This window comes from Nocardia sp. CA-136227 (assembly GCF_050955695.1).
Lineage (GTDB): Bacteria > Actinomycetota > Actinomycetes > Mycobacteriales > Mycobacteriaceae > Nocardia.
The window spans coordinates 3,045,401-3,067,147 of sequence record NZ_CP192081.1 but is presented as its reverse complement, the minus strand read 5'-3'; the positions used below and the strand labels follow the sequence as shown (position 1 = coordinate 3,067,147).

Genomic DNA, 21,747 nt, shown 5'->3' with positions numbered 1-21,747 from the left:
CTAGCGGCGCGCGCCGACGATCCGCAGCGCGAGATCGACGTAGTAGTCGCCGATCTCCTCGGGCGAGAGCGGCCCGTCGTCGCGGTACCAGCGGGCCAGGTCGATGCCCAGCGACAGCAATGCCACCGCGGCCATGCGCGGATTCGGGTTGTCGAACACGCCCGCCGCGACGCCGCGTTCGATGAGCTGCCGCATCTCGGTGTCGATGACCCGGCGGACGTCCTTGATCTCGCGCTGATGCTCGGGGCTCAGGGCGGCGAGCTCGTAGTTCACGACCCGCGCGCCGGTGTGCCCGCGGGCGTGGTCGATGGCGAAATCGCGCATCACCGCGACCAATTGCTCCACCGGGTCGTCGGAGGAGGACAGTGCGTCGCGCAGCCGGGCCAGGGTGTTCTCGTGCCCGGCGCGCGAAACCTGGTAGAGCAGTTCCTCCTTGGACCGGTGGTGCACGTAGATGGCCGCGGTGCTCAATCCGGCGATCGAGGTGATGTCGCGGGTGGTGGAGCCGTGGAAGCCGCGCTCGGCGAAGGCGACGATCGCAGCGTCCAGCAGCCGTGCCCGCGTCTCGTCCGCGCGCGAGCGATCCTCTGATCCGGTCACCGGTACAGTCTCGCAGCCACCGGAGAACTTCCGGCGCGCGGCTAGCGGGCGCGCTTTCCCCACTCGGGGTCGCGACGGCGCAGTTCCCACTGGGCGATGGAACGCTTGTGCACCTCGTCGGGTCCGTCGGCCAGGCGCAGGGTGCGCATGTGGGCGTACATGCTGGCGAGCGGGAAGTCGTCGGAGACGCCGGCGCCGCCGTGCACCTGGATGGCGCGGTCGATCACCTTCAGCGCAACGTTCGGGGCCGCGACCTTGATGGCGGCGATCTCGGTGCGGGCGGCCTTGTTGCCGACGGTGTCCATCAGGTACGCGGCCTGCAGGGTGAGCAGCCGGGCCATATTGATCTCGATGCGCGCCTCGGCGATCCAGTCCTGGATATTGGCCCGATTGGCCACCGGCTCGCCGAAGGTGACGCGCGACTGCGCCCGGTCGATCATCAGGTCCAGGGCGCGTTCGGCCATGCCGACGGCGCGCATGCAGTGGTGGATGCGGCCGGGGCCCAGGCGGGCCTGGCTGATCCTGAACCCGTCGCCCTCACCGGCGAGCAGGGCGGTGACGGGGACGCGCACGTTCTCGAAGAGCACTTCGGCGTGGCCCTCGCGGTCCTGGTAGCCGAAGACCGGCAGTCCGCGCAGCACGGTGACGCCGGGGGTGTCCATGGGCACGACCATCATCGACTGCTGACGGTGGGTGGGGGCGTCGGGATCGGTCTTGCCCATCACGATCATGACCTTGCAGTTCTTGTGCAGGGCGTTGGAGGTCCACCATTTGCGGCCGTTGAGCACGTACTCGTCGCCGTCGCGTTCCATGCGCAGCTGGATATTGGTGGCGTCGGAGCTGGCGACCGCGGGTTCGGTCATGGCGAACGCCGAGCGGATCTCGCCGTCGAGCAGCGGGCGCAGCCACTGTTCCTGGTGTTCGGGGGTGCCGAACAGGGTCAGCACCTCCATATTGCCGGTGTCGGGGGCGTTGCAGTTGGTGGCCTCGGGCGCGAGAACCACACTGCGGCCCATGATCTCGGCCAGGTGCGCGTACTCCAGGTTGGTCAGGCCCGGGCCCCACTCCGGGTGCGGGTGGAAGAGGTTCCACAGGCCGCGCTTGCGGGCCTCGGTCTTGAGCTCCTCGAGCACCGGCGGATGGAAGTGCGGATCTTTGGATTCCGCCATCTGCGCCTCGTACACCGCTTCGGCCGGATAGACGCGCTCGTCCATGAAGGCGAGCAGCTCGTCCCGGTATCCGCGGGCCCGCTCCGACAGCTCGAACATCGACAACTCCTGATCGTGGGTCGCACACAGTGGTTACTGTCTCGCCAGGTACGCTATCCGAACTTGATTCCGGATTCAAGTATGGTTCTGGGGCGCGCTATTCAGGTTGTGCACCAACAGCTTTCGCCATTCACTGATTCGGCCTGACAGCTGAGCGGAGACGAAAAACGGTGCCGTGACACCGGGTGTCACGGCACCGCTTCGGGCGGAGCGGCCGGAGTCGGATGTACCCGGTCCCCGGCTCCGTGCCCCGCCATCGGCGGATCGATCCGGGTGGCGAGCGTCGCGCGGTGACGCCCTGCGCTGCCCAGACCGATCCGGTCTACCTCGGCGCGCTCGACGTACGGAGCCGGGCTTCCACCGCGCGCCGGGGTTCGTCTCGGACCGTGCCGGTCATCGGCCGCGCTCCGCGACGGCGTCGATCCCGGCTCCCAGCAGGGGTTCGACGGCGTCGCCGATGGTGTCGAATCCGGCGCCCACGGTCTGGCCGTGCAGGTAGCGGTAGTGGATGCCTTCGAGGATGGCGGCCAGTTTGAAGGCGGCCAGTCCCTGGTAGAACCCGAAGTTCGCGAGGTCGCGGCCGCTGTGTTCGGCGTAGCGGGCGAGGGTCTCGGCCTCGGTGAGATAGCCGGGGGCGCCGGACATGTCGCCGGGCACACCCAGATCGCCCAGTCGCTGATACAGCGTCAGCAGGGCGACGTCGGTGAGCGGGTCGCCGACGGTGGCCATCTCCCAGTCGACGACGGCGGCCACCCGGTCCTGGGCGTCGACGAGGACGTTGTCGAGCCGGTAGTCGCCGTGCACGATGCCGTCGGGCGACTGCTCGGGCTGCTCCGCGGCGAGCAGCGCGTAGAGCGCTTCGGCGGTGGGCAGATCGCGGGTGTAGGAGGCGTCGAGCTGCTTCTTCCAGCGGTGCACCTGCCGGGTCAGGAAGCCGCTCGCCTTCCCGAAGTCCCCGAGCCCCACCGATTCCGGGTCGACGCTGTGCAGTGCGGCCAGCGCGTCGACCATGCCCTCGGAGATCACACGGGCGCGCTTCGGTCCGAGCGCCTCGAGTTCGGCCGCCTCCCGATAGGGCACGCCCGCAACGTTTTCCATGAGATAGAACGGCGCGCCCAGGATATCGGGATCGGTGCACAGCACGTAGGTGCGCGGGACCGGGACGGCGGTGTCGGCCAGAGCGCTCATGACCCGGAACTCGCGGCCCATATCGTGCGCGGTGGCCAGCACGTGCCCCAGCGGCGGGCGGCGCAGGATCCATTCGGAGACACCGTCTCCCACCACATAGGTGAGGTTGGAGCGGCCGCCGGAGATGAGCCGTCCGGCCAGCGGCCCGGCCGCGAAGCCGGGCCGGGCGCCTTCCAGCCACGTGGCGAGCCGGGTCAGGTCCAGCCCGGGCAGCTCGCCGCCCGCCGGGGCGCTGTTCGGCGCGCTCATTACGGCACCAGCAGGGCGACGTGCTCGGCGACGCAGGCCGGTTTGGCGGAGCCGTCGATCTCCACGGTGACCCGCGAGACCAGTTGCACGCCCGCGTTCGCCGGAGTCAGCGACACCAGCTCCACTCCGGCCCGGACCCGGGAGCCCACCGGCACCGGGGCAGGGAACCGAACCTTGTTGGTCCCGTAGTTGATTCCCATCGACAGCCCCTCCACGACGTAGACGCTGTGAGCGAGCATCGGGAGCAGCGACAGGGTCAGGAAGCCGTGCGCCACGGTCGCCCCGAAGGGTCCCGCGGCGGCCCGCTCGGGGTCGACGTGGATCCACTGGTGGTCGCCGGTGGCGTCGGCGAACATGTCGATCTGAAGCTGAGTCACCGTATGCCAGTCGCTGTACCCCAGATGGGTGCCGACCGCCTTCTCCAGCTCGGGCAAACCCTCGAATACCTGCATCGCTCGCGTTCCTTCCGTTCCGATTGCGCTGCGCCGCTAGTTCTTCGGCCCGCCGGCCACGTAGATGACCTGGCCGGACACGAAGCCCGCGCCCTCGCTGACCAGGAACGAGACGGTGTGCGCGATGTCCTCCGGCTTGCCCGACCGCGCCACCGGGATGGTCGCGATCAGGGCCTGGCGGAAGTCCTCGAAGGACATGCCGAGGCGTTCGGCGGTGGCGTGGGTCATCTCGGTCTCGATGAAGCCGGGCGCGATCGCGTTGGCGGTGACGCCGAACTTGCCGAGTTCGAAGGCGAGGGTCTTGGTGAAGCCCTGGATCCCGGCCTTGGCGGCGGAGTAGTTGGCCTGGCCGCGATTGCCCAGCGCCGAGGTGCTCGACAGGTTCACGATGCGGCCGAAGCTCTGCTCCACCATGTACTTCTGCACGGCCTTGGTGCACAGGAACGCGCCGCGCAGATGCACGCCCATGACCGCGTCCCAGTCGTCGACGGTCATCTTGTACAGCATGTTGTCGCGGATGATGCCCGCGTTGTTGATCAGCACGGTCGGCGCGCCGAGCTCGGCGGCCACCCGTTCCACCGCAGCGGTCACCGACTGCTCGTCGGACACGTCCGCGCCGAGGGCGACGGCCCGGCCACCGGCCGCCTCGATCTCGGCGACCACCGGCTTGCAGGCGGATTCGTCGAGATCCAGCACGGCGACGGCCATCCCGTCGGCCGCCAGCCGCCGTGCCACGCCCGCGCCGATGCCACGCGCGGCCCCGGTGACGATCGCTACCCGCTGTGTTTCGTTGCTCATAGGTTCTCCCGAGGGGACTAGGGGGTGTAGACGACGCGGCCGACGGTCTTGCCGTCGGCCAGGCGCTGAACGCCGTCGGCGAGGTCCGCCAGGGACAGTCGCTCGCTGACCAGGGGCCGGATCGCGCCGTCAGCGGCCAGCCGGGTCAGTTCCCGGTGGCAGTGGGCGACCGCCGCGCGGTCGTGGGTGTTGTAGAGACCCCAGTGCAGTCCGACGATCGAATAATTCTTCACCAGCGCGTGGTTCAGGGCGGCGCTTTGGATCTCACCGCCCGCGAAACCGACCACCAGGATGCGGCCCTCGAACGCGACGCACTTGGTCGACCGCGCGTAGGTGTCGCCGCCGACCGGGTCGTAGACGACGTCCGCGCCGCGATTGTCGGTGGCGGCCTTCACGATCTCGACGAAATCCTGTGTCCTGCGGTCGATCACGATGTCCGCGCCGAGCTCGCGGGCGTACTCCGCCTTCTCCGGACCGCCGACCACGCCGATGACCCGGGCGCCGGCGGCCTTGCCGAGCTGGATGGCGGCGCTGCCGACACCGCCCGCGGCGGCGTGCACGAGGAGGGTCTCCCCCGGGCGCAGGGCGGCGCGCCGATGCAGGCCGAACCAGCCGGTCTGGTAACCGATGTACAGGGCCGCCGCCTCGGCGTCGTCGAGATCCGGTGGCGCGGAGAAGGTCTGGTTCGCGTTCATCACCGCGTATTCGGCGAACCCGCCGTGCGGCAGGGCGGTCCCACCCAGTACGCGCTCGCCGGCGGCGAACCCGGTCACGTCCTCGCCGAGGGCCACCACCTCACCGCACAGCTCGATGCCCGGCGTGAACGGCAACTCCGGCCGCACCTGGTACTGACCGCGGCACATGAGGACATCAGGGAAGTTCGCCGCAGCACCGAGCACCCGCACGACCAGTTGCCCCGGCCCGGCCTCGGGACGGGCGACCGTGTCCAGGCGCATGACCGTCGCGGGCTCACCCAGTTCGTGGACCCGCCACGCCGGCATGTCCGCCACTAGACGCCGCCGGTGAGGGTGATGCCGCCGTCGACGACGAGCAATTGTCCGGTGAGCCAGGCGGAGTCAGCCGAGAGCAGGAACGCGACCACGCCGGCGATGTCCTCGGGCACGCCCAAGCGCTTGAGCGGGTAGGTGGCCGCGATGGCTTCCTCGCGGCCCTCGTAGAGCGCGGTCGCGAACTTGGTCTTCACCACCGCCGGGGCGACCGCGTTCACCCGGATGTCCGGGCCGAGCTCGACCGCGAGTTCCTGGGTGATGTGGGTCAGCATGGCCTTGCTCGCGCCGTAGAAACCGATCCCGGGCGCGGGCTTGATCCCGGCCACCGAGGAGACGTTCACGACCGCGCCGCCGTGATCCCGCATCCACGCGCCGTACGCCTGCTGCACCCACGACAGCGCGGCCAGGCAGTTGACCTCGACGATCTTGCGAGCGGCCTCGAGGTCGAGCTGCATCATGGTCCCGTAGACCGGGTTGATGCCGGTGTTGTTGACCAGCAGGTCGGCGCTGCCGAAGGTGTCGACCGCCCGCTTCACCGTCTCGGCCTGATGGGCCACATCGTCGGCGCGACCGGCCACGGCCAGCGCCTTGTCCGGTCCGCCCAGCGCGGCCACCGCCTCGTCGAGGGCCTCCTGCTTGCGGGCGGTGATGACGACCCGCGCGCCCTCGTCCACCAGGCGCTGCGCGATGCCGAGCCCGATCCCGCGGCTCGCGCCGGTGACGATGGCGGTCTTGCCCTCGAATCTGGTCATGTGGAAGTCCTCCGATGATCGGTGCGGTCCGGCGAGCAGGCAACTTACTAAGCGCTTAGTTCTTCGGACACCATGCTCGAAAAGCCCATCCCGGTCAATACTGGCAGCATCGAACCACGCATGTGATCTGTCGCACATGCGGGGTGAAAGTGCAGTTCATACACCGGTTATCGGACCGCTGTTGAAACCTGATTCAGATTCGTGGCCTTCTGCACGGCTACACGCGGCTAGCGGCGCAGCCGTCGGTTCGGCGGTGCGGGCTCCGAACGCGCGAACTGCCCGGGGGTCTGCCCCTTCCAATCGCGGAACGCCGTCGCGAACGCCGACACGCTGGTGTAGCCGAGGCGCGTGGCCACCGTGTCGACGGTGAATCCGGTGGCCAGCAATTCCTCCGCGAGCAGGCCCGTCGTCTCGCAGGCCAGCTCCCGGAAGGTCGTGCCCTCGTCGGCCAGGCGGCGGCGCAGGGTGCGCACGCTCATGTGCAGATCGGCGGCGATGGTGGCCTGGTCGATGGCCCGGCCGTGGCGCATGAGCAGAGCCCGCACCTGGCCTGCCAGCCCGACCCGGGCGCGGCGGCGTTCCACGATCTCGGCGCACAGCTGCTCGTGCTGGCGGCGCAGCATCGAATTCGCCTGCGGCATAGGGCGTCGCAGGTCGGCGGCGTCGAGGACCAGCACATCGGCGGGCCGGCCGTAGCCGATATCGCCGATCCCGAGCAGCATGCCGACCGCCTCGTAGACCGGCGCGTAGGGCAGGGTCAGCTCCAGGCGGCGCACCTGGATGTCCCAGTTCAGCAGCTCGCGCTGAATGATGCGCAGCGCCGCCAGGTCGCGTTCGATGGCGAAGCGGCGCAGTCGTGGCGGCACCGGCTCGGTGTCGAGGGTGACCAGCACCCGGTCCTGCGCGTCCGCGATGCCGAATCGGCAGTAGGCGAAGGACAATTCGGCGTGCCGCGCCCACAGCTCGGCCATCTCGCGAACGGTGGAGCAACTGCTCATGGCGATGCCGAGGCTGCCGAGCATGCTCGAGTGCACCGAAAACCCGGCCAGCAGGCCCAAACCCGGCTCGTCGCCGGTGGCGTCCAGGATATTCTCGATGAGCCGGAACTCCTGGGCGATATCTATCTCGATGTCCGGGTCGTCCAGATCTGCCTCGGTGAGCCCCGTCCCGGCCAGGACGGCGGCTCTGGTCATCGCGCGGCTAGTGGCGAACTCGACCAGCACGGCAGCGCTGTGTATCGAACGGACACACCAGGAGTCGTCGAGCATGTCGCAGATGATCTCCCATCCGATCCCCGCGACTGGCCCAATTGAGCAATTCTTCAGCTACTTTCGCGTGACCTCGGGCGTGTCGCCCGCGCGCCCCTCGTCCGGGCCTCGCGCGCCATACGCCACGCGCATCCATGGCGTGGCCCAAATCCGCAGAGGCGTGGCCCCGCGGCACACCCCGGACGCGACGACCCCGGCCCTAGCCTTGTCGACGTTGGCCGCTCGCCCTTGGCGGCCTCCGCGGTCCCGCCCGCACAACGGGACCGGACGCTGCACACGGCAGTTCCCCTCGGCGGGCGCGGTACCCAACCAGGCACATCCTGCCGCGCCCGCCGAGACCCCGTAGCCACCGGCCGAGCCGCGCTACTTGCGCCCGATTCCGAACGCGCGCAACGTACCCAGCACCACGCCCGGCGGCACCAGCACCCACACCCACCACGGGTAGAGCCACTCCAGGGTGACCCCGAGCAGCAGCCACACGACCAGGCTCAGCCCGCTCAGCGACAGCCACACGATGGTCAGCACCATCATGGCGATCCGCCCGCCCGAGGGTCCGGGCTCCTTGTGCTCCGGCAGATCCGCCTCCACCACGGCCAGTTCGCCGCGGGTGCGCGCCTGCCAGATCGCCTGCACGCGGGTGTCGTACTCGCCGAGGTCGAGCAGACCGGCATCGACGGCCTTGCGCAGCCGTTCCTCACCCGCGCGACGCTCGACATCGGAGATCCGAATGTCGTTGGGGTGCAATGGTTCGTTCACCGCATCGATCCTGCCACTCCGGGCTCCGGCGCGCCCGGTTCCCGGTCAGGGGCTGGACGTCAGCGCGCCCATCGTGAGCGCGACCAGCCGGGCGATGCCCGCGTCGTCGCTCGTCTCGGCGGCCGCGCCCAGGGCGTGCAGGCTGTAGGCGGCGAGTTCGGCGGCGGGCACGTCGTCGCGCAGGTCGCCGGAACGCACTCCCTCCTCGACCAATTGACCGATCAACTCGCGAAGCTGGTTGTGCGCGTGGACGACCTGCTCGTCGGGGTGCAGGAAGGTCACCAATTCCCGGTCGTGGCCGCGGCTCTGCCGGGCGATGTGCGCGTAGCTGGTGAGCACCGCCGCCAGCCGCTCCCCCGGCATGCCCGCACCGTCGCGCACCGCGGCGAGTTCGCGCAGGTGCCCGTCGATCCGGCGCACGTGCCAGGTCCGCAGGATGGCCTCGACATCGGAGAAGTACTTGTACAGCGTGGCCCGCCCGATCCCGGCCCGCTCCGCGATCTGCGACATCGTCACCCCGCGCAGCCCACGATCGGAGGCCAGCTCACCCGCCGCGTCCAGGATCGCCTCCCGCACCTGACCCCGATGCGCCTCGATCGTCTCGTTCCACAGCTTCGGCACAGCTCGACTATACGTTCTGACCCCCACCTGAACAGTCAGCATTGACCCTAGACACTCTGTCTCTATAAATTGAAAAACATCTCGCCGACCTGGAGGTCGAGCGGCGCGGCCGCCGGTCCCTGGTCGTGGACCGGCGGCCGGTCATCGATCCTCAGCGCAGGTAGGACAGGATGCCCATCATGCCCGCTTCGCCGTGATACGCGTTGTGGCAGTGCAGCATCCACTGGCCGGGGTTGTCGGCGTCGAAGTCGACTTCCACGGTCTGCATGGGCGTGACGATGGAGGTGTCCTTGCGCGGGCCCGTGCCGTCGCGGTTGACGACCTGGTAGGTATGGCCGTGCAGGTGCATGGGGTGGAACATCATCGACTGGTTGCGGAAGCGCAGGCGGATGCGCTGGCCCTGGGAGACGTTCAGCATGGCGTGGTCGGGGTAGGCCTTGCCATTGATGGTCCAGACGTAGTTCTTCATGTCCGAGCCGAGGGTGACGTCGAGGGTCTGGTCGGGCTGTTTCGGCTGGAGCCGAACGGGTTCGGCGGAGGTCAGGCGGTCCGCGGTGAGCGGGGCGACGGCGAGTTCGGCGGGTTGCGCGTCGGCCGGGGGCGGGGTGCCGCCGCCGGTGCGGACCAGCGCGAAGGCGCGGCCGGTCTTACCCTCCGCGGCGGCGACCAGCGGGAAGACGCCGTCGGTCAGTTCGACGATGGCGTCATAGCGTTCGCCCATGCCGATGAGCAGGCTCGCGGTGGTGACGGGCCGCACCGGGAATCCGTCGGTGTGGGTGACGCGGAGTTGATGCCCGCCCAGCGCGACCCGGAACGCGGTGTCGGCGGCGGCATTGATGATCCGCAGCCGCATGCGCTGACCGGGCCGGGCGGTGAATACCGTTGGGTCGGTGCCGAGTTTGCCGTTGATCAGGAAGTACGGGTAGGTGACGTCCCCGGCGTCGGAGCCGAGCGGCGCGTTGGGGTCGGCGGACATGGACATGCCGCCGCCCATGGTCATACCGCCGTGGTTCATGCCGGACCCGCCCATGTTCATCCCGGCCATGCCCTTGTCCCGCAGCTGCCGCAACTCCTGATCGGGGTCGCGGCCGGCGACGCCGTCGAGCCAATCGTCCAGTACCACTACGGCTTCCACGTCGTAGTCCTTGCCGTCGGCCGGGTCCTCCACGATGAGCGGCGCGTACAGGCCGCGGTCGAGCTGGACGCCGACGTGCGGATGGAAGAAGTAGGTGCCGGGGTCGGGCGCGGTGAACTCGTAGCGGAAGGTCCCGCCGGGCGCGATCGGCGGCTGCGTGACGTCGGGGACGCCGTCCATGTCATTGCGCAGGGCGATGCCGTGCCAGTGCACGGTGGTCGGGGCGGGCAGCGCGTTGGTGACGTCGGCGCGCACCACTTCGCCCTTGGCGACACGGATCTCGGGTCCGGGCACCCGGCCGCCGAAGGCCCAAGTCGGCACCCGCACGCCACCCAGGTCGGCCACGGTCGGTTCGGCACGCAGGCTCACCTCGCGCACGGCCGCGCCCGCCGCGCGGCGAGCGGCCTCGGCGGCGCGCACAGCCTCGGAGTCCGGCGTCACGAGACCACGCGGCGGGGCCGAATTCTTCGAGCAGGCGGCCAGCGTGACGGCGGCCGCGGTACCGGCGCCGACGGCGAACAGCCCGCGCCGGGTCAGTGGACGCGCGAGCGGGGAACGGTTGGAGGACATGATTTCTCCCTGAGTTGTCGGGTTCTGGGCGCGCCCGCAGGGGGCGTCGGCCGGGATCGGAAGGTCGGCCGCGACCCGGATCCGGGTGCGGCGCAAGACCTGTCAGATCCGAAGAATCGACAGTTCGGAGAGGGAGAGTGAGGTCCAGGGCGGGGGACGTTCGCGGTGAATCCGCCACGTCGCGAGCGCCGGTGGACGGATATCGCGGGACCTGTCGGTGATCCAGCCCAGGAGAACCAGGCCGATGCCGAGCATCAGCCCGGACAGGATCAGGTAGTCACAGCCGTGCGAGCTCGTGTGCCCGCCGGAATGATCGCCCTGGGGACCGGGCGTGTGACCCGAGGCCGTCATCGATTCGGCCATCACCACACTCGACCCGGAGACCGCGGGCATATCGTGGCCCGCCGAGAAAATACCGGCGTGCATGGCCGCGATCCCGAGCAGCAGCGCCAGCACACCGAGCAGCCGGACGTATCCGGTCGCTCCCGGCGCAACGCGCTGATCAGCCACGTCACCCATGGTAGTCGCCGACGGACAGCCACCCCCCAGGGGTATCGAACGCCACACTGCCCGATCGGGCGGCTACAGCAGGCTGTCGGTGGCCAGCCGGGCCAGGCAGGTGTCGAGAACATCGGCGGCGGAACCGGATTCCTCGCCCGCGGCCCACAGTTCGGTGGCCAGCCGCACCGCGGTATTGGCCATCGCCGCGGCCAGCGCCACATCGAGGTCGTCGGCGGCGCGGCCGGTGCGGGCGGCGATGATCGGGATGAGCTGGGTCTCGCAGTCGTACTGCACCCGCAGCCAGGTCGCGCGCAGCGCCGGGAGCTGGGTGGCGGCCCGCACCAGCGGCCGCAGCCGGTTCTCGACGATGCCCTCCGCGGCCAGCGTGCCCAGGGTCGCGATCCGATAGGACCGGCTCAGCGCCTCACGCAGCGGCAGTTCCGGCGGGCATGCGGCCAGTTCGTCGGCCCAGGCCTGGGTGCCGATGGCCAGCAGCGGCGCGACCACGTCCTCCTTGCCCGCGAAATAGCGGTAGAAGGTGCGCAGGCCCATGCCGGCCGCCGCGGCGATCTCCTCGACCGTGGTTGCGGCGTAACCGTTTTCGATGAACAGGTGCGCCGCCACCGTCGCGACTTCGCGGCGGGTGGCCGCGCGGCGGGTCTCGCTCAGGGCCGGTCGCCCGGCACGGTTTCGCTCGCTGCTCACCCGGGAACTGTACCGAGACCGAAAACGTTTCCTGGCGCTGCGTGCCATTTTCGGCATATCGTGTCAGAAACTAGCTTCACCGACGAAGCTGGTTGAACCGATCAGGAAGTGACCCATGAACCGTCTCGAGCAGCGCCGCATTCTGGTTACCGGTGCCGGATCCGGCATCGGCCAGGCCACCGTCCTCCGCCTGCTGTCCGAAGGCGCGGTCGTCGCCGGGGCCGACGTCAATGTCGAGGGCCTGGAACTGACCCGCAAGCAGGCCGCCGAGGCCGGCACCGACTCCCGCCTCACCACGGTCGAGATGAACATCGGCCAGGAGGCCGAGGTCATCGCCGGCGTGCGCACCGCCATCGAGGCGCTGGGCGGCCTGGACGCGCTGGTGAACGCGGCGGGCATGCTGCGCGCGGCCCACACCCACGAGACGTCCCTCGACCTGTGGAACCAGATCATCAATGTCAACCTCACCGGCACCTTCCTGGTGACCCGGGAGGCCCTGCCCGCGCTGCTGGCGAACCCGCGCAGCACGGTCGTCAACTTCAGTTCCACCTCGGCCACCTTCGCGCACCCGTACATGGCCGCGTACTCGGCGAGCAAGGGCGGCGTCCAGACGCTGACCCACGTGCTGGCCCTGGAATACGGCAAGCAGGGTCTGCGCGCGGTGAGCGTGGCGCCCGGCGGCATCAAGTCCGGCATCACCGACGCCACCCCCGGCTACCTGCCGCAGGACTCCGATTGGTCGCTGTTCGGCCGCCTGATCGCCGTACTGCCGCAGGACAATCCGGAGGAGCTGGCGGGTCCGGAGAACGTGGCGGGCGTCATCGCCATGCTGGTCTCCGACGACGGCCGCTTCATCAGCGGCACCGAGATCCGCATCGACGGCGCGGCGCACACGTAATCGCCCGGCGCGCAATCGCTTCGAATACGGCTAGGCCCCGATCGGTGATCCGATCGGGGCCTCGTCACCTCGGCCGGGCGGCCGGCACGATCAACTCGCCGCGCCGACCAGTCCGCGCACGATGCCGTCCGCGGTGCCCGACGGCCATTCCAAGGCCGTGTCGAGCTTGGCCAGCAGATCCTCGGCGGGCTCCTCGATCAGGCACCGCTCGATCTGGCTGATCGAACCCGCCGACGGGCCGCCCTTCTTCGCCACATCGGCCTGCGTCCAGCCGTTCTCCTTGCGACGCGCCTTGACCCGCTCGGCCAGCGCCTTGATGTCCGGCTGCCCGGCAGCGGATTCCGAGACCGCGGCCGCGGGCGCGGCAACCTGCTCCACGACCGGCTGCTCCGCGACGGCCACCGGCTCGGCGGCGACGGCCGCGTCCCGCTTCACCTGCGCGGCCTCCGGCCGCGTCTTCCCGGAAGTCATCAGTCCCTGCGTAATGAGCCGAGACCGCTTCCGCCTACCCATCTTCCCCATATACCGCTCCTCGATCCGCATCCCAGCCTTCGCTGAAGCACCGGATAGGTTGCCATAAGTTCGCGAGAATCCCTCGTCATCGGCGAATGTCGGCGTGGCAACACGCGAAACCGGCAGATACCGAGGAGTATCTGCCGGTTTCGGGGTGAATGCCGGATCAGTCCGCGAGGGCGTAGCCCGCGTCGGCGACCGCGGTGGCGAGGGCGCCGGGCGCGATCGGGGCGTCGCTGTCGACGACGACGCGGCCGCTGCCGACATCCACGTTCACGCCGGTGACGCCGGAGATCTTGCCGACCTCCTTGCTGACGGAGTTCGCGCAGCAGCCGCAGGTCATTCCGGTGACGGTGACGGTGGTGGTGCTCATGACTTGGGCTCCTCTTCGCTCGGGACAGCCGGTTCCGGCCGCTCTCTCATGGCTACCATACCCCCCTATGGTATTTCGTCAACAGGCTGGAGCCGCCCCGAAGCCCGTGGGCTGCATCACACGAACCGGAGTTGCTTATACCCCCTGGGGGTATTAACGTCCCTCCTGTCGAACACCACGAAGAGGAGAATTCCGATGCAATCCGCCCCCATGCTCACCTCCCTCTTCCGCAATCGGGACTATCTGCGACTGTTCACCGCGCAGGTCTCGGGTCTGTTCGGCACCGGATTGACCACCGTCGCACTGGGTTTGCTGGCCTACGATCTGGCGGGCGGCGCGGCCGCGGCGGTGCTGGGGACCGCGCTCACCATCAAGATGCTGATGTACGTGACCGTCGCACCGGTGGTGGCCGCGTACGCGCATCGCCTGCCCCGCCGTGGTTTTCTGACCGGGCTGCACCTGGTGCGCGCCGCCGTCGTGCTGGCGCTGCCGTTCATCGATCAGATCTGGCAGATCTACGTGCTGATCGCGATCCTGCAAACCGCCTCGGCCGCATACACACCCACCTATCAGGCGGTCATCCCCGACATCCTGCCCGACGAGCGCGAGTACACCCGCGCGCTGTCGGCGGCGCAGCTGGCCGCCACCATGGAGACGCTGCTGAGCCCCATGCTCGCCGCGGCCGCGCTGACCGTCATGAGCTTCCACTGGCTGTTCGTGGGCACCGCGATCGGCTTCGCGGTGTCGGCGGTCCTGGTGCTGGCCAGCCGGATCCCGAACTCGACTGCCACCGGCGGTGATTCGTTCCGGGAGCGGATCACGGCCGGGGTCCGGATCTTCGTCGCCACCCCGCGGCTGCGCGGACTGCTCGGGCTGAACCTGGTGGTCGCGGCGGCCGGTTCGGTGATCATGGTCAATACGGTCAACTACGTCCGCGACACCCTCGGCGGCACCCAGTCGGGCGTGGCGATGCTGTTGGCGGCCAATGGTTTCGGCACCATGCTGGTGGCGCTGTCACTCCCCCGCGTGCTGGATCGGGTCGGCGCGCGCCCGGTCATGCTGACCGGCGCGGTCACCCTGCTGGCCGGCCTGGCCGCCGCCATCGCGCTGTCGGCGGCCGACGCGGGTGACTGGCGATGGGTTGCGGCCCTGGCGGTGTGGGCCACCGTGGGCGCGGGCACCGCGGCCATCCTGACCCCCACCGGTCAGGTGCTGCGCCGTTCCTCGCAGGCGTCGGATCGTCCCGCGCTGTTCGCGGCCCAGTTCTCGCTCTCGCACCTGGCGTGGCTGCTGACCTACCCGGTCACCGGATGGCTCACCACCACAGCGGGATTCACCGTCACCTGGGTGACCCTGGCGGTGCTGGCGACGGCGGGCATCATCGTGGCGGCGCGGATGTGGCCGCGCGAGGATCCGGAGGTGCTCACCCACCTGCACCCGGTCGGCAGCATCGATCCGGAGCGGCTGGGCGACGCGGAACTGCGAGCCGACGGCTTCTACGTCCACACCCACCCGTACGTGATCGACGCCGATCACCTGCAGTGGCCGGTCCGGACGCGACGCGGACTGGAGGTTCCGACCGCGGCCTGAGGCCGGACGACCGACGGCAGGCACCCGACCCGGGTGCCTGCCGTTTTGTATTGCCCTCCGGACCGACACCGGCGAGTGCGGGCACAGAATAGGGTCGCCCGATCGGGGTTTACGCCCGGTTCGCGCCTGCCTAGCGTGGAGTGGGTCGGCGGGTCGCACCGGTAGGCGGCCATTTCGGCATGAAATCAACTGTACGAGTGGTGGATTCAACGACTCGAGAGGATTTCCGATGCGTTCGACGATGCCCCCGCGCACCCCGGCCATCGACCCGCCCGAGAGACGCTCGCCTCCGAACGGGGTGGTGGCCTCCGTCGGCGGCGTCTCGCTCACTTCCGCGGACCTCGACCGCTGGTCGAACCGGCTCGCCCGCATGCTGTTGCGGATGGGTGCCCGGCCGGGCGGGTTCGTGGCCCTGGCCGGGCTGCCCGAGCTGGAATCGACCGCGGTCCGCCACGCCCTCGACAAGATCGGGGCCCGCGTGTCGTCCGGCGCGCGCACCCCGGCGGTGGGTGTGACCGTGTGGGCGCGGCGCGGCGGGCTCAGCGACGCGGTCACCTGGCTCGTTCTCGACGAACCGGCGACCTTGCGGAAGTACCGCAGCACCTCGGACACGCCCCTGACAGCGGCCGAACTGGATGCCGCGGGCCGCCGGTGAACCCGACCCCACGGCCAGAATCCGCCAACCTCGCCGACTAGCGGGCGGCGGATGATCGTATTCGCCCGGCCATCAGGCAGACTCGGAGCCGATAAACCGAACCTTGCTTCGAGGAGTAACCGTATGCGCAAAATCCTGCCCGCTTCCCTCCTGGCCGCCAGCGCCATCGGCGCGATGCTCGTCCTCCCCGCCGGCACCGCCAGCGCGCTGTCCCCCGCCTGCCAGACCGCCGGCGACATCTACAACAGCTACGGCTCGCTGGGCCCGAGCCCCCAGCAGCGTCGCGAGGTCGCCGACCGCCTGCGCGCCATCGAGGCCTCGGGCGACGAGCGCACCGCCATCGACAACTTCGCCAACGCCCTCGCCAACGGCGACGTCGCCCAGATCAGCTCCATGGGCGTCCTGCTCAACGGCATCTGCGGCCGGGGCTAGTCCTCCGCTGTCCGCAGCACACTTCGGGCCGGGTCACGACGGTGACCCGGCCCGAAGTGTTTCGCAGGCGACCGAGCACGGCTGAAATGTCCGATATTGCGGCCGTCTCGACTTAGCGTGAAGAGGGCATAGCAACGCGACAGCAATTTCGGTCGATCCGGAAGGCGAGCTGATCCCCATGACCTCTGTACTCGGCGAACTCCTGCCCCTGGCGGTCGGTGTCGCGATCTCCCCCATCCCGATCATCGCGGGCATCCTCATGTTGCTGTCGAAGAACGCGGGCAAAGCCAGCATCGGCTTCGGAACCGGTTGGGTCACCGGCATTCTCGCGGTGACCGTCGTAGCCTCCCTGCTGGCGGGCGCGCTCGGCGGCCGCCACCACGGCCAGCCCTCCGCCACCGTCTCCTGGATCAAGATCGGCCTCGGCGCCGTCCTGCTCGTGCTCGCCCTGCGCCAATGGCAGCACCGCACCGACACCGAGCAACCGGCGTGGATGCGCGCCATCGACGGCCTCACCACCGTCAAGGCCGCGGGCCTCGGCGCCGCCCTGGCCGCCGTCAACCCGAAGAACCTCATGCTGTGCCTGGCCGCCGGCGCGGCCATCGGCGCGGGCGGCCTCAGCGGCACCGGATCCACCATCACAGTCATCGCTTTCACCATCCTGGCGGCCTCGACGGTCCTCGGCCCGGTCCTGGCCTACGCCATCGCCGGTGACCGCATGCGCGGCCTGCTCGACCAAACGAAATCCTGGCTACAGACCTACAACGCCCAGGTCATGGCCGTGGTGCTCCTGATCATGGGCGCCACCGTCGTCGGCAAGGGCCTCGCGGGCCTGTAAGCCTGATCACCTTGCGCGCATCGACGACGAAGTCGCCGAGCGCCTGTGCATGCTCACATGTCGTCGGGCAGAATCCGGAAAGCCGGGTACCGACCCAAGGGGCGGAGCACACGAAAGTCCTTGCGGTCCAACGTCAGGATGCGGTCGGTGTCGAAATGGTCGGCAAGCACGACGCAGGTCGCATCGACGATATCGAGATCGAGGTCGCTGTACGTGGAGCGGATTTCCAAGGCCGAACGCAACTGTGCCGCTCCGATTTCCCCGAGAACGACTCGGGTCGCGGCGATTCGATCGGCCAGTTTGCCCAGCACGGCGTCGGCGACCTTACGTCCGGCACGAACACTCGCCACATGATGAACCTCGGTCAATGCCAAGGGGCTCACCACCAGCGCACTGGCGGCATCTGCCGCACGTCGCACCGCGAAGTGCTCCGGATCGGTGCGATTGAACAGCGCCAGCAGGCCCGAGGTATCCGCGACAACGATCATGCGGGCCGGTTCATCGCATCGTGGATGTCGTCCTTACCGATCGGACCACCCATATCGAAGGTGTCCTCATCCTCGACCAATGGTTCATCCCATTGCCGATGCCGCATCAGGTACTCCCGCACAGCGTCTCGTGTGATCTCGTGCTTCGACCGCCCCTCGGCCTCGGCCTGCGCTTCCAGCGCGGCCTCTTCATCGCTGGGAAAACGCATCGTCCAGGCCATACGGTCACGATACCACCCGTGATACCACCTGCACGGAACATGGATCCGATCACCTTGCGATTCACAGCCCGGCGAGCCTGTAATGGTTATCGATCGGCTACATATAGATCAGGTGTCCAAGTGTTGATGATCCATCGGCCAGGAGGTCGCCAGTGAAGCGTTTCGCAGCAGTACTGACAGTGGGGGCCGCGGTCACCGTTCCGTTCTTCGCCACCGCCACAGCGAGCGCGGACACCTGGCAGCCGCTCCCCGGAGTCTCGATCCCCTTGCCCGACGGCCTCTTCACCGGCAGCGCGGGCGTGAAGCCGTCGCAACCCCCGGCTCCGGCTCACGTCCAGGGCGAGCCCTGCGACGACGGTCGCGGCACCTGGGTGCACCTCGACGGCGGCAACGCCGCCCACTACGGCACCGAATGGCTGTGCAAGACCAACTGAATCAGGCGGGAACGCCTGTTTCGAGCTCGAAGGTCAGGTCGGCGTCGGTGGCGGACTGCACTTGTCCCGCACCGACGCCGTGACGCGCCGGATCCGACCGGCGCACAGCAGAATTCCCAGTCCCCAGTCGTCGACGCCGCAGTTGTTGGAGTACACCTCGAGACCGGAGGTGCCGCGCTCGGCGATGGCCTCGATCAGCTCCATCGGGATCCCGCAGAGCCCGAATCCGCCGACCTCCAGCGTCGCGCCGTCGGGGACGCAGGAGACAGCATCGGCCGCCGATGCCCAGACCTTGCTCACTTGTTCACCTTTCCGAGCACCATCGGCTCGCCGTGGCCGGGGACGAGGATGCCCGCGGGCCGGCCCGCGAGTTGGCGAGCGCTCTCGTGGGCACAGGCTTCGTCATGGTTGAAGACCGACGGCAGCAGCTGCGGCCCGGTGTCGGTGAGGAGTGGATGTCCGGTCACCAGGGCGTCGCCGGAGAACAGGACTCCTTCGGAGGGAAGGAGATAACTCGTGTGGCCGCTGGTGTGGCCCGGAGTCGGCACGTCGACGATGCCGCCGGGCAGGGCGGCCAGGGTCTCGGCGTCGGCGGTGGTGGCGGTCGGGATCGTCATGCCGAGGTGCCCGTTGATCGCTCGCAGGGTGTGGGCGACCCAGCGGCGGCCGCGGCCGGTGGTGAGCTGGCGGAGCATCCCGGCCGCGCCGATCTGTTGCAGATACTCGCGTTTGGCGTGGCGTACCTCTTCGCGGCCGGTGTAGACGGGCATGCCGACTCGTTCGACCAGTGTGGGGATCGCGCCGATGTGGTCGAGGTGCGCGTGGGTGATCAGGACGGCGGCGATATCGGTGAGCTGATGGCCGATCCGGGTCACCGAGGCGAGCACGTCGTCGGTGTCGGAGGGGTATCCGGCGTCGATGAGCGTGACGGCGGAGCCATCACTGATCAACGCCCAGTTGACGTTCGTTCCGGCCACCGCGTAGACGGAGTCGGAAACCTGATCGATCCGCATGGGCGTCTCGCCTACTTCTCGATGCGGTGTTCGACGACCCCGATGCCGTCGATTTCCAGGCGCAGGTCGTCGCCGGGTTCCAGCCAGCGGCCCAGTTCCATGCCGCTGCCGCCGGGCAGGGTGCCGCTGGAGAGGAGTTCGCCCGGATAGAGCTGCTCGCCGCGCGACACGTGTGCGACCGCCTCGGCCATCGAGTAGCGCATGCCGTGAGTCCCGGTGCGCGACACGGTGTTCCCGTTGATGGTGACCGACGCGGTGAGACGGTCGAGCCGGTCGGCGACGGCGGGTCCGGAGACAGCGGTCGCCGACATCGAGGTGAGGAAGTGCTTGGACCGCTGCGGCCCGAAACCCGAACGCATCTCCGGCAATTGCACGTCACGGGCGGAGAAGTCGTTGACCACGACGACCGCGGCGATGGCGGCCGCGGCCTGCTCGACGGTGGCGTCCCGCAGTGGTTCACCCAGCACGACGCCGAGTTCGAGCTCGAAATCCAGTGCGCGGGTGTACGGCGGCGCGGCGACCGGAACCCCGGACGGGACGATGGTCAGGGCGTTGGACATGTAGTAGATCGGCTGGGAGTACCACAGCGAGTGGGGCCGGAACGGCGGGAAGGTGCGGCGACTGACCGCCTCGTAGAGCTTCGCGATCCGGTAGCCGGACGGCATGAAACGCTTGGTCAGGCCGCGGGCGGCATCCACGGCGTGTTGCTCGAAGAGCATGAAGTCGCGGAACGAGGGCGGGCACACCGGGAGGACTGTGGCGCCGTCGGCCAGGCCGAGGGCGTCGTAGCGCGCGATCTCGAAGTCGGTGGAGAACACGGACGGGATCACGGGAACCGCGCTGCCGCTGCCGGATTCGTCGATGCGGTGCCAGCCGTCGCCGGAGTCGATCTGGGTGTCGATGCGGTGTGCGCCGCGATCGAGGATCCGCCGGATGCGGGGCAGGGTCGTCGAGAGGGTCATCGTTTTGTCGCCTTCGCTTCGGGTTCGGCAGTCGGGCTGGAGGTCAGGAGGTGCTCGCGGAGGAACCGGGTGGTGAGCTCGGACCAGAGTGGGGCGTGGCCCATGGCGCAGTGATCGTCTCCCGCGTACAGCGCCAGCACTCCGTGTGGCGCGTGGGCCGCGATATCGATCGAGTCCTGGGTGGCGGCCAGGGTGTCGTGGGTGCCGTTGATGACGAGAATCGGTATCGCGATGTCTTGATAGTGCTGTGCGAGTGAGAGTTTCGCGAGTTCTCCGGACAGTTCCAGCGGATTTCGGGCGCCGGTGGTGGAGGCCAGGGTCGAGATCATGATCTCCGACATGCCGATCGAGTTGCGCCCGCCGAAGCTGTGGTGGGTGAGCGGACCGTTGGACACCGCGACCTCGATCCGGTCGTCGACCGCGGCCATGCGCGTCGACCAGTACGCGCCGAAGCTGAAGCCCACCATGCCGATCCGGTCCGCGTCGATCCGCGGTTCGGCGGCCAGGTAGTCGATGACCTTCGAGTACACGTGCTCGGAGGCGGTCGAGAGCGGTCGGCGGTAGGAGTAGGTGCCAGGCATCTCCATGACGAACAGTGCGATACCCGAATCCCGCTGTGACAGCATCGGAATGAGCAGTTCCGCGATCGTGCCTTCGAGCCCATTGGTGACCAGTGCCGCGGGGACGGGAGTCGCCGACCCGGCCGGAAACACCAGCAGACCTCGCACCTGTTCGCCGTCCCCGACCGGGATGCGCACCACCTCGATGGTCACGCCCATCGCGGGCGCGAGGGCGAGAACCAGGACCTCGCACAACCGGTGGGATCGCTCGTAGGCGCGCAGCCGCCGCGGAGTCCACCCCGGCCACGCGGCGACGAACTCGTACACGAGCGCCGTGATCAACTCGCCCAGCGCGATCGCGGCGTCGGCGTCCTCGGGATGCTCGGCGCAGAAGCGCGCTACCGCCGCGGGATCGGCGACCGTCCCCCGGTCGGCGAGGATCGTCACCGCCGGCGCGAGCAGTTCACCGAGCTCGCGCAGGTCGACGGTGGCACTCGGATCGGCCAGTTGCTCGGCCCGAGGTCCACCCAGCCGCAAGAGAGCCGCGTCGGCCAGGGCCAAGTGCACGCCGGCGATTTCTTCCCAGTATCCGGCCCAGCGGGCGTCGTCGAAGGAGCGGCATCCGGCCAGCTGGGTGCGGAACTCCTCCGGCGGGATCCCACCCAGGAAGGTGAACCGGTCGGCGAACAGGCGAGGCAGAAATGGCGCCACACCCACCCGCTGAGCTGCCCGTTCGGTGGTGTGGGTGATCGCTCGCGCACTGACCAGCACCCGCTTCCCCAGTTCCAGCAACGACGTCATTGCGTGCCTCCACTCCAGCAGTTCGCAGAACTTTCTGCTTTTGTGAGCGTAGGCACGGCTACTGGCTAAAAGCAAGAGAATCTGCTTTAAATATCC

Annotated in this window: 26 protein-coding genes and 1 pseudogene; 6 read left to right on the top strand and 21 right to left on the bottom strand. The window is 69.0% G+C overall.

The window, feature by feature from the left end:
- From ACQP06_RS14125 to ACQP06_RS14065, 13 genes are all read right to left on the bottom strand, one after another.
- Window positions 1-600, bottom strand: coding sequence for a TetR family transcriptional regulator (locus tag ACQP06_RS14125; RefSeq protein ID WP_433672626.1), 600 nt, complete (start codon window positions 598-600; stop codon window positions 1-3).
- Window positions 601-641: 41 nt separating this feature from the next.
- Window positions 642-1,874, bottom strand: a complete 1,233-nt coding sequence (locus tag ACQP06_RS14120) for an acyl-CoA dehydrogenase family protein (protein ID WP_433672625.1) — start codon at window positions 1,872-1,874, stop codon at window positions 642-644.
- Window positions 1,875-2,261: 387 nt separating this feature from the next.
- Window positions 2,262-3,305 (bottom strand): phosphotransferase family protein, encoded by a 1,044-nt coding sequence (locus tag ACQP06_RS14115; protein WP_433672624.1) that lies wholly within the window; start codon window positions 3,303-3,305, stop codon window positions 2,262-2,264.
- Window positions 3,305-3,757 carry a MaoC family dehydratase gene (locus ACQP06_RS14110; protein ID WP_433672623.1) on the bottom strand — a complete coding sequence of 151 codons (453 nt, stop codon included), beginning with the start codon at window positions 3,755-3,757 and terminating at the stop codon, window positions 3,305-3,307. The genes ACQP06_RS14115 and ACQP06_RS14110 overlap by 1 nt, the downstream gene beginning before the upstream one ends.
- Before the next feature lie 36 nt (window positions 3,758-3,793).
- Window positions 3,794-4,555, bottom strand: coding sequence for a 3-oxoacyl-ACP reductase FabG (fabG, locus tag ACQP06_RS14105; protein ID WP_379274312.1), 762 nt, complete (start codon window positions 4,553-4,555; stop codon window positions 3,794-3,796).
- A gap of 17 nt (window positions 4,556-4,572) precedes the next feature.
- Window positions 4,573-5,556 (bottom strand): NADPH:quinone oxidoreductase family protein, encoded by a 984-nt coding sequence (locus tag ACQP06_RS14100; protein WP_433672622.1) that lies wholly within the window; start codon window positions 5,554-5,556, stop codon window positions 4,573-4,575.
- A gap of 8 nt (window positions 5,557-5,564) precedes the next feature.
- Entirely contained in the window at window positions 5,565-6,317 is a 753-nt protein-coding gene (locus ACQP06_RS14095) for an SDR family oxidoreductase (RefSeq protein WP_433672621.1), read from the bottom strand.
- Between the two features lie 227 nt (window positions 6,318-6,544).
- A complete protein-coding gene (locus ACQP06_RS14090) occupies window positions 6,545-7,510 on the bottom strand; it encodes an AraC family transcriptional regulator (protein ID WP_433672620.1) in 966 nt (321 codons plus the stop codon).
- A 438-nt stretch (window positions 7,511-7,948) separates the two neighbouring features.
- Window positions 7,949-8,341, bottom strand: a complete 393-nt coding sequence (locus tag ACQP06_RS14085; RefSeq protein WP_433672619.1) for a DUF1707 SHOCT-like domain-containing protein — start codon at window positions 8,339-8,341, stop codon at window positions 7,949-7,951.
- Window positions 8,342-8,386: 45 nt separating this feature from the next.
- Window positions 8,387-8,962: a TetR/AcrR family transcriptional regulator gene (locus ACQP06_RS14080; RefSeq protein WP_433672618.1), complete on the bottom strand. Its 576-nt coding sequence runs from the start codon at window positions 8,960-8,962 to the stop codon at window positions 8,387-8,389.
- 151 nt (window positions 8,963-9,113) lie between these two features.
- Window positions 9,114-10,667, bottom strand: a complete 1,554-nt coding sequence (locus ACQP06_RS14075; RefSeq protein ID WP_433672617.1) for a multicopper oxidase family protein — start codon at window positions 10,665-10,667, stop codon at window positions 9,114-9,116.
- Between the two features lie 102 nt (window positions 10,668-10,769).
- Complete coding sequence (locus tag ACQP06_RS14070) at window positions 10,770-11,177, bottom strand: DUF6153 family protein (protein ID WP_433672616.1); 408 nt, start codon at window positions 11,175-11,177, stop codon at window positions 10,770-10,772.
- Window positions 11,178-11,249: 72 nt separating this feature from the next.
- Window positions 11,250-11,873 carry a TetR family transcriptional regulator gene (locus ACQP06_RS14065; protein WP_379274298.1) on the bottom strand — a complete coding sequence of 208 codons (624 nt, stop codon included), beginning with the start codon at window positions 11,871-11,873 and terminating at the stop codon, window positions 11,250-11,252.
- A gap of 115 nt (window positions 11,874-11,988) precedes the next feature.
- On the opposite strand from ACQP06_RS14065, the gene ACQP06_RS14060 reads away from it, so the two are divergent.
- Window positions 11,989-12,771 carry an SDR family NAD(P)-dependent oxidoreductase gene (locus ACQP06_RS14060; RefSeq protein ID WP_433672615.1) on the top strand — a complete coding sequence of 261 codons (783 nt, stop codon included), beginning with the start codon at window positions 11,989-11,991 and terminating at the stop codon, window positions 12,769-12,771.
- 90 nt (window positions 12,772-12,861) lie between these two features.
- Here the strand turns inward: ACQP06_RS14060 and ACQP06_RS14055 are convergent, their stop codons facing one another.
- Both ACQP06_RS14055 and ACQP06_RS14050 read right to left on the bottom strand, forming a co-directional pair.
- The gene (locus tag ACQP06_RS14055) at window positions 12,862-13,242 is read right to left on the bottom strand and encodes a helix-turn-helix domain-containing protein (protein WP_433672614.1); all 381 of its coding nucleotides are present in this window, start codon (window positions 13,240-13,242) and stop codon (window positions 12,862-12,864) included.
- 208 nt (window positions 13,243-13,450) lie between these two features.
- Window positions 13,451-13,657: a heavy-metal-associated domain-containing protein gene (locus ACQP06_RS14050; RefSeq protein ID WP_433672613.1), complete on the bottom strand. Its 207-nt coding sequence runs from the start codon at window positions 13,655-13,657 to the stop codon at window positions 13,451-13,453.
- A gap of 210 nt (window positions 13,658-13,867) precedes the next feature.
- Between ACQP06_RS14050 and ACQP06_RS14045 the strand changes: the two genes are divergently transcribed.
- The 4 genes from ACQP06_RS14045 to ACQP06_RS14030 all read left to right on the top strand — a co-directional run bounded on the left by ACQP06_RS14045 (window position 13,868) and on the right by ACQP06_RS14030 (window position 17,172).
- Window positions 13,868-15,247, top strand: coding sequence for an MFS transporter (locus tag ACQP06_RS14045; RefSeq protein ID WP_433673316.1), 1,380 nt, complete (start codon window positions 13,868-13,870; stop codon window positions 15,245-15,247).
- A gap of 229 nt (window positions 15,248-15,476) precedes the next feature.
- On the top strand, window positions 15,477-15,902 hold the full coding sequence (locus tag ACQP06_RS14040; protein WP_433672612.1) for an AMP-binding protein: 426 nt from the start codon (window positions 15,477-15,479) through the stop codon (window positions 15,900-15,902).
- A gap of 123 nt (window positions 15,903-16,025) precedes the next feature.
- Window positions 16,026-16,334, top strand: coding sequence for a hypothetical protein (locus tag ACQP06_RS14035; RefSeq protein ID WP_357083903.1), 309 nt, complete (start codon window positions 16,026-16,028; stop codon window positions 16,332-16,334).
- 178 nt (window positions 16,335-16,512) lie between these two features.
- Entirely contained in the window at window positions 16,513-17,172 is a 660-nt protein-coding gene (locus ACQP06_RS14030) for a GAP family protein (protein ID WP_433672611.1), read from the top strand.
- A gap of 53 nt (window positions 17,173-17,225) precedes the next feature.
- On the opposite strand, the gene ACQP06_RS14025 is transcribed toward ACQP06_RS14030, so the two are convergent.
- On the bottom strand, window positions 17,226-17,660 hold the full coding sequence (locus ACQP06_RS14025) for a type II toxin-antitoxin system VapC family toxin (RefSeq protein ID WP_433672610.1): 435 nt from the start codon (window positions 17,658-17,660) through the stop codon (window positions 17,226-17,228).
- Window positions 17,657-17,881 carry a ribbon-helix-helix protein, CopG family gene (locus tag ACQP06_RS14020; RefSeq protein WP_357285488.1) on the bottom strand — a complete coding sequence of 75 codons (225 nt, stop codon included), beginning with the start codon at window positions 17,879-17,881 and terminating at the stop codon, window positions 17,657-17,659. Before ACQP06_RS14020 ends, ACQP06_RS14025 begins: the two co-directional genes overlap by 4 nt.
- Window positions 17,882-18,033: 152 nt before the next feature.
- Here ACQP06_RS14020 and ACQP06_RS14015 point away from each other — a divergent pair, with 152 nt between their 5' ends.
- On the top strand, window positions 18,034-18,315 hold the full coding sequence (locus ACQP06_RS14015) for a hypothetical protein (protein WP_433672609.1): 282 nt from the start codon (window positions 18,034-18,036) through the stop codon (window positions 18,313-18,315).
- A 72-nt stretch (window positions 18,316-18,387) separates the two neighbouring features.
- Here ACQP06_RS14015 and ACQP06_RS14010 read toward each other — a convergent pair.
- From ACQP06_RS14010 to ACQP06_RS13995, 4 genes and pseudogenes are all read right to left on the bottom strand, one after another.
- A pseudogene (locus tag ACQP06_RS14010) lies at window positions 18,388-18,615 on the bottom strand (CoA-transferase); the annotation flags it as partial.
- The gene (locus ACQP06_RS14005; protein WP_433672608.1) at window positions 18,612-19,328 is read right to left on the bottom strand and encodes an MBL fold metallo-hydrolase; all 717 of its coding nucleotides are present in this window, start codon (window positions 19,326-19,328) and stop codon (window positions 18,612-18,614) included. The pseudogene ACQP06_RS14010 and the gene ACQP06_RS14005, both read right to left, overlap by 4 nt.
- Window positions 19,329-19,339: 11 nt before the next feature.
- The gene (locus ACQP06_RS14000) at window positions 19,340-20,290 is read right to left on the bottom strand and encodes a fumarylacetoacetate hydrolase family protein (RefSeq protein WP_433672607.1); all 951 of its coding nucleotides are present in this window, start codon (window positions 20,288-20,290) and stop codon (window positions 19,340-19,342) included.
- Window positions 20,287-21,651 carry an alpha/beta hydrolase family protein gene (locus tag ACQP06_RS13995; protein WP_433672606.1) on the bottom strand — a complete coding sequence of 455 codons (1,365 nt, stop codon included), beginning with the start codon at window positions 21,649-21,651 and terminating at the stop codon, window positions 20,287-20,289. Before ACQP06_RS13995 ends, ACQP06_RS14000 begins: the two co-directional genes overlap by 4 nt.
- Between the last annotated feature and the right edge of the window lie 96 nt (window positions 21,652-21,747).